We start from the raw sequence: 12,352 nt of genomic DNA, 5'->3' as shown, positions 1-12,352 counted from the left end.
TGACTAGTAAAACATCAACAGGTTGTCGGTCATTTTTAGCAAATCTGACTCTTGAACTATGAAACTATGATTGTATTTAGCATTAAAAGCGGAAATAATCCCTGGACGGCGCGAACCCGGGGTCGATGAACATATGCGGGCTTTCGTCGAATACACCGCACGGCTTGTCGGCAAGAAACGCGAGCAGCCTGGCGATGACCTGATCAGCCAGTTGAGCGCAATCGAAGAAGAGGAAGATCAGCTTGACGAAGCAGTGCTTGTCTCCATGAAAACGCTGACTACGTTTCCTGTTGCTTTTAAAAATGGACTAGGCTGGAGTAAATCCGCTTCAGTCTACGATACAATCGTCCACTCCGCATCTCCATGTTTGCCATACGATATAGCAAAACAGGAGGTGTAAACCCATTGAATATCAGCCACAGTAGAATGAGAAAACCGATATGCCGGATTAGAAGAGGGAAAAAGCGATTTGTGGTGAAGAAAAAATTTGTTTGTCCGCCGCCAAAAATTGTCGTCAAAGCCCCGGCAGGACCCGTTGGGCCTACGGGGGCTACGGGGGCTACAGGGCCTGCAGGACCTGCCGGAGCCCAGGGTATCCCTGGAGCTATGGGGGTAACAGGACCTCCAGGATTGAATGGAGCTCCGGGAATACCTGGTGCAACAGGTGCCACTGGGGCTGCAGGCGCTACGGGGGCTACAGGTTCAGCAGGAGCTACAGGTGCACCCGGGGCTGCAGGTGCCACTGGGGCTACAGGAGCCACAGGCGCTACTGGCGCTACGGGACCAGCTGGAATTTTCGCATCATTTGACTGTACGCGATTTAGCGGTATTACCCTAACCGCAGAGGCGCCGACAGCAACGTTGGGAACCGTCACAGTCAATGTAGCTGCACCAACTAACACAGTTTGGCTAGTGGCTTCCGCGACCTGGACGCCAAGCTCGGCCAACCCGACGATTACTTTTACGATTCTTCGCGATGGCACTACAGTTATTGATACGGCAAGCGATACGCCTGTGTCCGCCAACAGCCCGATTACCACCGCTTTTACCACTTGCGATGAAGCTCCGCCTACAGGTACGCATACGTACACTTTACAGGCGACAGGCAACGCCTTGTCAGGCGGCCAAACGATTACCATTAATCATGGAGCAATTACTGCTGCGGATATTAATATTTAACCACTCATCCAGATCAAGGCGTTACTTCAGAAGTTGTAACGCCTTGCTTCAAAGAAGGCTGGACCGTCTCCAAATATTCCTTGTTATGCATAATCTGCGGATCAGTGGGACGATATTTTCTCGCTAATTCGTTATGCTCGTACGCTAATTCATACTCTCCGATATTGGAGTAACATACACAAAGCTGCAGATGCGGCAGCCATGTCCAGCATGCGTAATTAATGAATCCTTGCATCTCTTTGGGCAGATCTAGGCTAGTAGCCGTTTTGTACCAGTAGATTGACCGATCCCATTGTTTCTTTTGCATGAAATAATATCCGATTCGGCAACAATGATCTGCCCTGGGAGCATCATAGTGGAATGACCTAAATGCCCAATCCAAAGACTTGACATGCTCCCCCAAGAAATGACAGCAATCGGACACCTTTCCGCAGGCATTAATATTGTCCTCAACCCACCCTTGGCCAGTTCTTAAAAAACGGAGATAAAATCTTCGCGCCCTTTTATAGAAGCCATGATCATACAGCTCATTTGCAAAATAATACAAGTCCCGTGGCGAGAAATGTTCTCCTTCTGCATAGTGTTTCTCGTATATTTTAAGATTACGGTCGGTAGTGGTTTCCGTTATGCTATGATGCTCTATCTCAATATCGGAATCAATAATATTGCCGCCGACCTCCAGATATTCATGAACAAATCCTTTCCATTTGAAGTCTCTTTCTCTGCGGACAAGCCTATTCCTTTTGACGCTAAAATTCGGTTTGCCGTACTCATCCCGAGCGAGAATATACTTCATCATGACCGAATCAATCGATGCGCCAAGTGAATTCTTTAGAAGAAGAAGCTTTAGGCCATTTTCCTCGGACAGAACGTCGTCGGCATCCATCCATAAAATGTAATCCATGGCCGCTTTACTAAAGGAAAAATTCCTTGCTGCTGCAAAGTCATCAATCCACTGGAAATGATATACATTGGGCGTGAATTCGCTGACAATTTCGATGGTATTGTCGGAAGAACCCGTATCTACAATAATTATTTCATCTACGATATTTTGAACAGATGCGAGGCATCTCGCTATGGTATCTTCCTCATTCTTTACAATCATGCAAAGGCTTATCGTGGCCAAGCCTATCCACCTCCGCTTCATTTATTTCTAATTAGTTTATGACTTGCTTATCAAATTGTTCAGCACAAACAGCAAAAAGCACCCTCGATTACTTGGTAACATTCAAGGTAATCGAGAGTGCATTACAATTTTACTTATGACCTACGATAGGATGAGGTATATACGGTTCTTCAAGTGAGGCTATTTCCTCAGGTGTCAGCTTTACTGCAAGTGCAGCTGCCGCATTTTCGAGATGCGATACTTTCGTTGCACCGATAATTGGTGCTGTAACCGGCTCTTTCTGTAGAAGCCAGGCAAGCGCGATTTGAACACGGGGAACACCCCGCTCCTCCGCAATGGCAGCAAGACGTTCTACGATCATTTTATCGGCATCTGCCGTCGCGTCGTACTTGGATTTCTGAATCTGATCGGTTTCAGAACGGTGCGTCGTTTCCGACCAATCTCGTGTTAATCTGCCTGAGGCGAGCGGACTATAAGGAATCACACCGATTTTTTCTTCCTGGCAAAGCGGCATCATTTCCCTTTCCTCTTCACGGTACAACAGGTTGTAATGATTCTGCATGGAAACAAACCGGGTCCAGCCATTTCGTTCTGCGATATAGTTCGCCTTCAGGAACTGCCAAGCGTGCATAGCTGAAGCGCCGATGTATCTCGCTTTTCCGGCCTTAACAACGTCATTCAACGCTTCCATCGTTTCTTCAATCGGCGTAGTGTAATCCCAGCGGTGAATTTGATAGAGGTCTACATAATCTGTCCCGAGCCGCTTCAAGCTTTTGTCAATTTCACTCATGATGGCTTTGCGGGAGAGCCCTGAGCCATTCGGGCCTTCGTGCATTTGGAAATATACTTTCGTGGCAAGGACGATTTCATCCCGGTTAGCGTAATCCTTTATGGCTCGTCCCACGATTTCCTCGCTTGTTCCATCGGAATACACATTCGCCGTATCAAAAAAGTTAATGCCCAGCTCCAATGCTTTTTTAATCACCGGACGGCTGCGCTCTTCATCAAGCACCCATGGGTGAATCCATCGCCCCGCCACGCCAAAGCCCATGCAGCCGAGACAAAGCCTGGATACGTCTAACCCGGTATTCCCTAACTTCACATAATCCATCTCGTTCTTCCTCGCTTTCAGGTGAATTTACTTATGATTGATTTTACCTATTGAATTCACTTTCCAACATTATTACACTTGGAGTTCGCTCCAAGTCAAGCGAAGAAGCATGTTCTTTGATGAATGTCTTTGACCAATGTGTATTCATATCTCCCATATCCAATTATGCTAATATGAAGAGAAAGTTTGCATTATGGGAGATAGGGAGATTTCATGATATCGAGAGAACAAATGGATAAGAATCAAGTATGGATTTATGTAGCAACGCTGATTATTGCCGCTGGAGTTGGCGTTTGGCTGCCGGAATTTAGCTCGAACCTGGATGGCTTTATCTCGTTCGTGCTTGCGGTTCTAATGTATGGGATGTTTACGCAGATCCCCTTTTTCCGGCTCAAGGACGCTTTTAGAAATCGAAAATTTATCTACGCCTTACTGCTTACGAACTACCTAGCTGTCCCTCTGATTGTGTGGGGGCTTGTCCGTTTTCTGCCCGGTGATCCAGCTTTATTGTTAGGCGTGCTGCTCGTTCTATTAACGCCTTGCATAGATTATGTCATCGTGTTTACACATCTTGGCCTGGGAGATGAAAAGCTTATTTTAACCTCGACCCCCTTGCTCTTCGTAAGCCAAATGCTGCTGCTGCCGCTTTATTTATGGCTTTTCATGGGGGATCAGGCGTCTGGCATAGTGAGCGCAGGACCGTTCGCTGAAGCTTTCATAAGCTTAATTATCATTCCATTGATGTTTGCCCTGCTTACCCAGTGGTGGTCAAAGCATAAGCCTCAAGGGGAACGTGCCCTCCATGCTGCGGCTTGGCTTCCTGTTCCGTTTATGGCTCTGACCTTATTCCTTATTGTGGCATCACAAATCGCTAAGCTGTACGGCTCATTGGAATATGTAGGCCAGGTCATTCCTTTATATGCAGCCTATATGATCATCACGCCAGTGGCTGCACGTCTTGTTTCGGCCCTATTCCGGCTGGATGCCAGAGCTGGCCGGGCGCTGATATTCAGTGCGGGGACACGCAACTCGCTTGTCGTTCTGCCATCTGCTCTTGCTCTTCCTGAAACGCTAAGAGGTGTCGTATCAGCAGTTATCGTAACTCAAACGATGATAGAGCTAATCGGTGAACTCTTCTATATCCGTTTCGTCCCTCATGTGCTCATGCGCGAACGTTAGATTGGAACATTGCATGCAATGTGCTGAGTGACTAAACTGAATGGCAAGAGCAAATCGTGTGTGAATATATAAAAATACATCTGTAAAGCATGGAGCGTATCCTCTCCTTCATAAGCTGTAATAGAGTGAATCGTTGTGAGGGGGTATGGAGTGTGCAGATCCGAGTGCGGTCAGGGGATACGTTGTGGTATTATAGCCAGCTTTTTAATATGCCTTTACGTCTGATCATTGATTCAAATCCTGGATTGGACGTCGCAAATATAAATGTGGGACAGGAAGTGAACATCCCTGGTTTTTTGCTTAGCAATTATCAAGTGAAGCCTGGAGATTCCATTTGGAAGCTGTCCAGAGAGCGGGGATTTTCTCTCGATGCGCTTCTTTTGCTGAATCAATCGGTAAATCCCAACAATTTAACCGTCGGGCAGCAGCTTCGGCTTCCGCTCAGAGTTACCTGGTTCGTCGTTGATGTGAAGAAGCCTTACGATTCGCAGGCGCTTCGCTTCGACCTCAATCGCCTAATCGAGGTTTATCCCTTTATTAGACAACGCAGCATCGGGGCATCTGCCATGAGTAAAGCTATCCCGGAAATCAGAATCGGACAAGGAAACAAATATGTTCATGTCAACGGCTCATTTCATGCCAATGAATGGATTACAACGCCGGTGCTGATCCGATTTTTGAATGAATATTTGCTTGCATTGACGAACGGAACAGACATTCGGGGTCTCTATATGTTTCCTTATTATGAGGCAGTTACTTTATCCATCGTTCCGATGGTCAATCCTGACGGCGTAGACCTTGTTATTAACGGTCTGCCGGTGGAAGAGCCTTTCCGCAGCAATGTATTGGCATACAACGGCGGCAGCACTAATTTTCAAGGATGGAAGGCAAACATTCGCGGTGTCGATCTAAATGACCAATTCCCGGCCCTTTGGGAACGTGAAGCCGCCAGAAATCCTAAACAACCTGGACCGCGGGATTACTCCGGTACGGCACCGTTAACCGAACCGGAAGCGATAGCTATGGCTGAATTGACGCGGCAAAGCAACTTTGCCTATGTGCTGGCTTTTCATACCCAAGGCAAAGTCATATACTGGGGCTTTCAAGGCTTGGAGCCGCCTTATGCAGAGACGATGGTCAATGAATTCGCCAGAGTAAGCGGCTACGAACCTATACGAAATATAGAAAGCTATGCAGGATATAAAGATTGGTTCATTCAAGACTGGCGGCGCCCTGGATTTACGGTTGAACTCGGGAGAGGCGTCAATCCTTTGCCGCTGGGGCAATTCGACGAAATCTATGAAGAAAGCCTTGGCATCCTTCTCGCCAGCTTGTATTTAGAATAGCGCAGCAACTAACAACGCTTTGGACCTAAAAAGACGGCCTGGCCGCCAATTTCCACATATTGCGGTTTAATTTCAATTCTTATTTCGCTTGCGGCATTAACATGCTTGCCTTGATGAAAGATGAATGAGGCTGCGCTTCCAGTCCGTGCGAGAATGTCGCCTAACGCACCTGCGGCCACTCCGGTAGCTGCATCTTCAGCGATGCCGAATAAGGGATTAAAACCACGGGCATATATTTGGACTGGTGTGCTGCTTTCGCTCTCTCCTCCCATAAAGGAATAGGCATATACGCCGTTCACTTTGTGGTCCTCACTCCACTTTTTTATTTTTTCATCATCGCGGATAATTTGATCAACCTCTTTAGGTGTACGAAAAGGCACCATCAGTTTCGGAGATCCTATCGTGCCTACGCAAAACGGCGCCTCCATACTTATATAATCTGGCTGCACCCCTAACATGGAGGCTACTTCGTTCTTATCCGGGATCAGCTCTAAAGTTTCCCCTCTTTGCGTTCGGAAATAAATGCTGCCGTCTGAAGACTTACTAATCTCGAGGCGGGATGCTGATCCATATGTAACTTGAAGTGCGTTCTTCTGAAGCTTGTTCATTAAAAAAGCGCCCGCTGCAAGCGTACCGTGGCCGCAAAATGCCAGCTCCTTTTCATGTGAGAAATAACGCAATGACGCAGCCTCTGCCTGGTCCTTGCTGATATGTACAAATACTGTAATCGACGTACCAGAGCACTTCGCCAGGTCCAGCATCTCTTCCGTTGTTTCGCCATTATACGCTATTACGCCTGCTGAATTCCCCTCATCCGGCGAGCTCGTAAAAACCTTGAAAACATCTACATTTACTGTCATATTTATTTACTCCTAAAATTGTTTATAGTCCTTCCTAAATTCAACATATTAACCACACTTTAGATGATTGTAACTGAAGAGGGTTAGCGATGACCAGCATAAAATTATACAGAAACAGGAAATGAGACTTTCATTTCCCCAATTCTTCTTGGCCAGACAACGGCAAAACAGCCGTTTTTCAAGGAAAACGGCCGTTCTGTCTCTTAGTAATGCTACATTATACGATACCTTTATGCCAATTAAATCAATAAATATATCGTTTGAGCCTTAAACTTGGCTCTAGCTTCCGCTGCCCATGACATGCAGCAGTTCATCCTGCTCGCGGATTTGTCCCTGCTTGAGCGACAGCACATCCTTATAATCCGGCGTATTTGTGACGATGATCGGAGTTACCGTATGATACCCCGCCTGACGGATCTGTTCCAGATCAAATTCGAGCAGCACTTGACCCGCTTTAACGCGGTCCCCTTCCTGAATGTAGGAGGTGAAAAACTGGCCATCCAGCTTTACTGTGTCAATCCCTACATGAACGAGAATTTCTGCGCCTTCATCCGATACGACAGCCAGAGCGTGCTTCTTCTTAAAAGCTACAGTGACCGTTCCATCAAAAGGAGCGACTACTCTGCCCGAGTCAGGCTCTATCGCAATCCCCTTGCCCATTGCTTCTGAAGAGAAGGCCGGGTCAGGTACCTCTGTCAGCGGGACTACCGTTCCGCTCATTGGACTTAAAGCGACCGCGTCAGGTTTGTTCGCGGACTTTTCTTGCTCGGCTCCCGCCTTTACCTCTTCTTTCGGCTTGTCGTCTTCTTCTACGGGATCTTCAAAACCTAAAATGTAAGTCAGTATTGCCGAAAGGAGAAACGCCACCGTGATTCCTAGTATAAGGCCTGGAAACCCCTGTCCGCCGGGACCATAAAAAATGGGCAAAGTCAGTAGTCCTGGAGCGCCAGAGGCAAATGCCTGCGTACCTGCCTGGCCGATAATTGCCCCGCCGACACCTCCGCCGATAACCCCCGCGATGAACGGTCGTTTCAACGGGAGCGTTACCCCGTAGACCGCTGGTTCCGTAATTCCGAACAGAGCGGAAAGCGTTGTGGAGCCTGCCAGTGTTTTCAGCTTTTTATTTTTCGTTTTTAACATGACACCAAAGGCCGCACCCGTTTGTGCAAAGACCGAAGCGGTCGCTGGAGGCTTAATGCTGTCTTTTCCGTAAACCGCCACGTTATTAATGAAGACAGGTACCAATCCCCAGTGTACTCCGAATATGACAAGCAACTGCCAGCCTGCGCCGAGAATCGCCCCTGCAAGCAATGGACTGAAAGAAAATACAGCGAGCAATCCGTCTGCAATGCCGTTACCGACATAAACGCCGAACGGACCGAACACAATCAGAGTAAGCGGTAATATAACGACTAAAGAAATGAGCGGTGTAACAAAGTTTTTAACGCTCTCATGAATATAGCGATTGCATAGTTTCTCCAAATAGCTCATCGCGATCACCGCCAAAATAATCGGAATGACCGTGGAGGAATAACTCATCATAACGACGGGAATGCCAAAAAAGTTCGTTTCAGACCCCGCATCTTTCAGCCCGATGATCGAAGGATACAGCAATGCACCAGCAATGGTCGCCGCTGTAAACATATTCGCCCCGAACTTTCTTGCTGTTGTAATCGCCAGCAGCACCGGCAGGAAGTAGAACAGACTGTCCGCTGCCGCAAACAAAATCGTATAAGTGGTACCGTCTTTGTCCAGCCAGTTGAAGTTGCTGGCAATGAGCAGCAATCCTTTCAGAATACCGGCTCCTGCCATCACGCCAAGCAGGGGGGCAAAAATGCTGGAAACTACATCAACCACGCTTCCCAGTCCAAATTTCCCGCCTTTTTTCTGTCCGGCTGATTCAGATTTGGAATCATTCAAGAGGTTGGATATTTTTCCGATCGCATTGTAAACCTCAGGAACAGTATTGCCAATTACGACCTGAAACTGCCCTCCGCTTTCCTTGACCGTAATAATTCCGTCCGTCTTCTCTAGCTTCGCTTTATCTGCTTTGGCATTGTCCTTCAGCGTAAAACGAAGGCGCGTTGCGCAGTGGACGAGGCTGGCGACATTTTTCTCACCGCCAACGCCCTGGATAATTTCTTTTGCCAACTTCTCATAACTCATCTACAGCACCTCCACATTTTAGTTTTTTATGCATTTTTTGCATTCTTCAGGCAAACAAAAAACCTAAGCAGATGATAAATAGTAGACAGTGAAGTCCTATTTATCACTACTTAGGTTTTGCCTGCATAACCAGTAACAATCCTAGTTGTGTTGTTATGATATTTTGGTGACTATAGAATATAACGCTTTAAATCATTTGTCAACACATATCTGATTTTGTCGAAAATTCTGCTTGTTAACGGCTTACGATCCGTTCGATATGTACGGTTAAATACAGCATTTCCTCGCTGGTAAGCTGATGATCATACTCCTTTTCCACAAACAATTTAATTTTTTCGGTGCAGGCCGCTGCTTCCTGGTGCTTCTCCTTAATCATCTTATACAGAGCTTCATAGTTGTTGTCGTAATGCTTGCCGTTAAATACCCTTTGCGCAAAAAACTTCAAATGCGTTATAAACCGGAAATAACTCAGGGAATCCTCGTCAAATTCCGTTTTATAATGGTATTTAACAATGTTAATAATGCTTTGCATAAATTTAGTGATATTCATCGTCGTACTAACTTCTTCATTCATTTCCGCAGTGATCAGGTGAATGGCGATAAAGGCAGCTTCGTCCTCAGGGAGCTGAATGCCCAGCTTTTGCTTAATTTGCTCCAGTGTTCTTAATCCGATCTGGAATTCCTCTTTGTACAGCTGTTTAACTTCCCACAGCAAGACATTTTTAATCTCCAATCCCTTCTGCTGCCTTTCCACCGCAAAATTTATATGGTCGGTCAGCGAGACATAGATATTCTCATTCAGTTTTTTACCCAACTGCTGTTCGGAGTATTGAATAATTTCCTCCACAATGACGACAAGCTCAATCGGAACTTCGCGAAGAAGCATTTTAAAATTGGCAGAAGTCTGCTTGTTTTTCAGCGCAAACACTTTTTCAATTTGGCTTTCGTCTACGTCGTCGCCAGGCCTTTTCTTGAATGCAAGCCCCCTGCCCATGACTACTAATTCCGTACCGTCCGCCTGAAAAACGCTGATGACATTGTTATTGATGACTTTGGCTATTTTCATATTCCCCCGTCCTTTTCACCTGTCAAAATATCAACTGCACCTTTCCTTATGATGGCACATCAAAAAAAACCTAATGCAACGACAAATTAATTAAGACCTTACGGTCCTAACTAACATTTTGCGGCATAGGTTTTGCCTGCGGCAGCAGTAACAATCCTAACAAATTCAATTACATTTAAGTTTAGCTTGCAGAGTAATTACTGTCAACGCTTTCATCATAAAAAAGAGAAAGCCCTAATGCATAGGGCCCCTCCCGTGTAAATCCGCGGTTAATTGCCTAAGTTTGCGCCGTTGGACTGAATGACGTTTTTATACCAGTCAAAGCTTTTCTTTTTAATGCGCTTTAATGTGCCTGTTCCTTCATTGTCCCGGTCCACGTAAATATAACCATAGCGCTTCTTCATCTCGCCCGAAGAGGCGCTGACGATGTCGATCGGTCCCCAGCTTGTATAGCCAATAATTTCTACACCATCCTGGATAGCCTCGTTCATTTCCGCGATGTGCTTCTTCAAATAGTCAATGCGATAGTCGTCCGCAATCTCTCCTGCGGAGGTGACTTCGTCGACAGCGCCCAAGCCGTTCTCCACAACGAACAACGGCTTCTGATAGCGATCGTACAACTGATTCGCCGTAATCCGAAAGCCTTTGGGATCGATGGTCCAGCCCCATTCGGACTTCGCCAGGTATGGGTTGGCTACAGAGCCGAATACGTTGCCGCTGGTCATATTCTTGGTTACTTCCGGATCTGTGCTGGTCGTCCGGCTGGAGTAATAGCTGAAGCCGATGTAGTCAACGGTGTTCTCCTTCAAAATTTCCGTATCGCCCGGCTTCATTACAATGTTCAGCTGGTGATCCCGGAAAAATCGCTTCGCATAGCCCGGGTACTCTCCCCGTGACTGAACATCAATGAAAAAGTAAGACTCGCGGTCCTTTTCCATGCCCTGGAACACGTCGTCGGGATTGCACGTATACGGATAGAAACTTCCCGCAGCGAGCATGCAGCCTATTTTTGCATCGGGAATGAGATCATGACACGCTTTAACGGCCAGCGCGCTGGCTACCAGCTGGTGATGGGCCGCCTGATACTTGATCTGCATCTCATTGTCGCCTTCCTTAAACACCAGGCCTGCGCCCAAAAAAGGAAGATGAAGCAGCATGTTGATTTCGTTAAAGGTTAACCAGTATTTCACTTTATCTTTATAACGATTAAAGACGGTTTTGGCGTACGTTTCAAACAAAGAAACGAGCTTCCGGCTGCGCCAGCTGCCGTATTTCTCAATCAGAGCGACCGGCACGTCGAAGTGAGCCAGCGTAACTACCGGTTCAATGTTATACTTCAGCAGTTCGTCAAACAAGTTGTCATAGAATTTTAGCCCAGCCTCATTCGGAGCAGCATCTTCACCTGTCGGAAAAATACGAGCCCAGGATAGCGAGACACGCAGCGCCTTAAAACCCATCTCAGCGAACAATGCGATATCCTCTTTGTAACGATGATAAAAATCAATCGCTTCATGTGAAGGATAAAATTCCCCTTCCAGAGGAGCTAACGATGGAACATTTCCTTTCATGATGTCTCTTCTCTTACTGCCCGACGGAAGCAAGTCGACCAAGGTCAGTCCTTTGCCCCCCTCCAGATAACCGCCTTCTGCTTGGTTGGCCGCTATCGCTCCACCCCACAAGAAGTTTTCCGGAAAAGCAGATTTGTACATGTTCATTCTCCTTCCAATATGGTCATTAATTGATGAGACAGCTACCGCCTATATATAAAATACCGCCATATATATAAAAAAACCCGAATCCCCCCTACATGCACATAAAGTGCAAGCAGGAGAGTTCAGGTTATGCCCGGCTGGTAACATCCCTTAAAAGATTGAATTGTTTAAAAAATATAGTTTAAGACTATCAATAATTCAGAGAGCTGTCAACAGTAGTCATCGTGATCTTTTAACAACATCACAATCAGTAACTCTTCAATTTGCATGCGGGAAACAATATCTTTTAAAAAAAAGGTTCATCCCAAATATGAAAATGAACTTGTTGCAAAGACATTTTGCAATTGCTATATGAAAACAAACCATTGTCTTGTTTCATTTGCCTCTTACACACTATTAATTATTGCATAAAATGTATCAACCTAAAAAAAAGGAGTGATATTATTGGCAAACAGAGATATCCGTCTTACTCTATGGTCTGGCAACAATTTTACAGGTCGTCGAATTGTATTCAGACGTGGTGGTGTTGCAGTTCGGGATCTTGGGGCATTCCGGTTCAACAATGTTCTTTCCAGCTTCAGACTAAGAAATATTGTTCAGAGCTCTC

At 46.2% G+C, this 12,352-nt stretch carries 10 protein-coding genes; 4 read left to right on the top strand and 6 right to left on the bottom strand.

Going from position 1 to position 12,352, the window contains the following annotated elements; translation table 11 throughout:
• Window positions 1-133: 133 nt before the first annotated feature.
• Together G358_RS30710 and G358_RS34305 are read left to right on the top strand one after the other, a co-directional pair.
• On the top strand, window positions 134-400 hold the full coding sequence (locus G358_RS30710; protein WP_019639591.1) for a hypothetical protein: 267 nt from the start codon (window positions 134-136) through the stop codon (window positions 398-400).
• Between the two features lie 5 nt (window positions 401-405).
• Window positions 406-1,179, top strand: a complete 774-nt coding sequence (locus G358_RS34305; protein WP_019639590.1) for a collagen-like triple helix repeat-containing protein — start codon at window positions 406-408, stop codon at window positions 1,177-1,179.
• Window positions 1,180-1,192: 13 nt separating this feature from the next.
• On the opposite strand, the gene G358_RS0122900 is transcribed toward G358_RS34305, so the two are convergent.
• Both G358_RS0122900 and G358_RS0122895 read right to left on the bottom strand, forming a co-directional pair.
• On the bottom strand, window positions 1,193-2,305 hold the full coding sequence (locus G358_RS0122900) for a tetratricopeptide repeat-containing glycosyltransferase family 2 protein (protein WP_019639589.1): 1,113 nt from the start codon (window positions 2,303-2,305) through the stop codon (window positions 1,193-1,195).
• Window positions 2,306-2,435: 130 nt separating this feature from the next.
• Window positions 2,436-3,416, bottom strand: a complete 981-nt coding sequence (locus tag G358_RS0122895) for an aldo/keto reductase (protein ID WP_019639588.1) — start codon at window positions 3,414-3,416, stop codon at window positions 2,436-2,438.
• 213 nt (window positions 3,417-3,629) lie between these two features.
• Between G358_RS0122895 and G358_RS0122890 the strand changes: the two genes are divergently transcribed.
• Both G358_RS0122890 and G358_RS0122885 read left to right on the top strand, forming a co-directional pair.
• A complete protein-coding gene (locus G358_RS0122890) occupies window positions 3,630-4,595 on the top strand; it encodes an arsenic resistance protein (protein ID WP_019639587.1) in 966 nt (321 codons plus the stop codon).
• A 152-nt stretch (window positions 4,596-4,747) separates the two neighbouring features.
• The gene (locus G358_RS0122885; RefSeq protein WP_019639586.1) at window positions 4,748-5,941 is read left to right on the top strand and encodes a M14 family metallopeptidase; all 1,194 of its coding nucleotides are present in this window, start codon (window positions 4,748-4,750) and stop codon (window positions 5,939-5,941) included.
• An 8-nt stretch (window positions 5,942-5,949) separates the two neighbouring features.
• On the opposite strand, the gene G358_RS0122880 is transcribed toward G358_RS0122885, so the two are convergent.
• The 4 genes from G358_RS0122880 to G358_RS0122865 all read right to left on the bottom strand — a co-directional run bounded on the left by G358_RS0122880 (window position 5,950) and on the right by G358_RS0122865 (window position 11,742).
• Window positions 5,950-6,801: a PhzF family phenazine biosynthesis protein gene (locus tag G358_RS0122880; protein ID WP_019639585.1), complete on the bottom strand. Its 852-nt coding sequence runs from the start codon at window positions 6,799-6,801 to the stop codon at window positions 5,950-5,952.
• 279 nt (window positions 6,802-7,080) lie between these two features.
• On the bottom strand, window positions 7,081-8,967 hold the full coding sequence (locus G358_RS0122875) for a beta-glucoside-specific PTS transporter subunit IIABC (RefSeq protein WP_019639584.1): 1,887 nt from the start codon (window positions 8,965-8,967) through the stop codon (window positions 7,081-7,083).
• A gap of 235 nt (window positions 8,968-9,202) precedes the next feature.
• On the bottom strand, window positions 9,203-10,033 hold the full coding sequence (licT, locus tag G358_RS0122870) for a BglG family transcription antiterminator LicT (RefSeq protein ID WP_019639583.1): 831 nt from the start codon (window positions 10,031-10,033) through the stop codon (window positions 9,203-9,205).
• 269 nt (window positions 10,034-10,302) lie between these two features.
• A complete protein-coding gene (locus G358_RS0122865; RefSeq protein WP_019639582.1) occupies window positions 10,303-11,742 on the bottom strand; it encodes a 6-phospho-beta-glucosidase in 1,440 nt (479 codons plus the stop codon).
• Window positions 11,743-12,352 lie beyond the last annotated feature (610 nt).

This window comes from Paenibacillus fonticola DSM 21315, assembly GCF_000381905.1.
Classification (GTDB): Bacteria; Bacillota; Bacilli; order Paenibacillales; family Paenibacillaceae; genus Fontibacillus; species Fontibacillus fonticola.
Note: the sequence above shows the minus strand (reverse complement) of the source record. Positions and strands in the feature narration are given on the sequence as shown.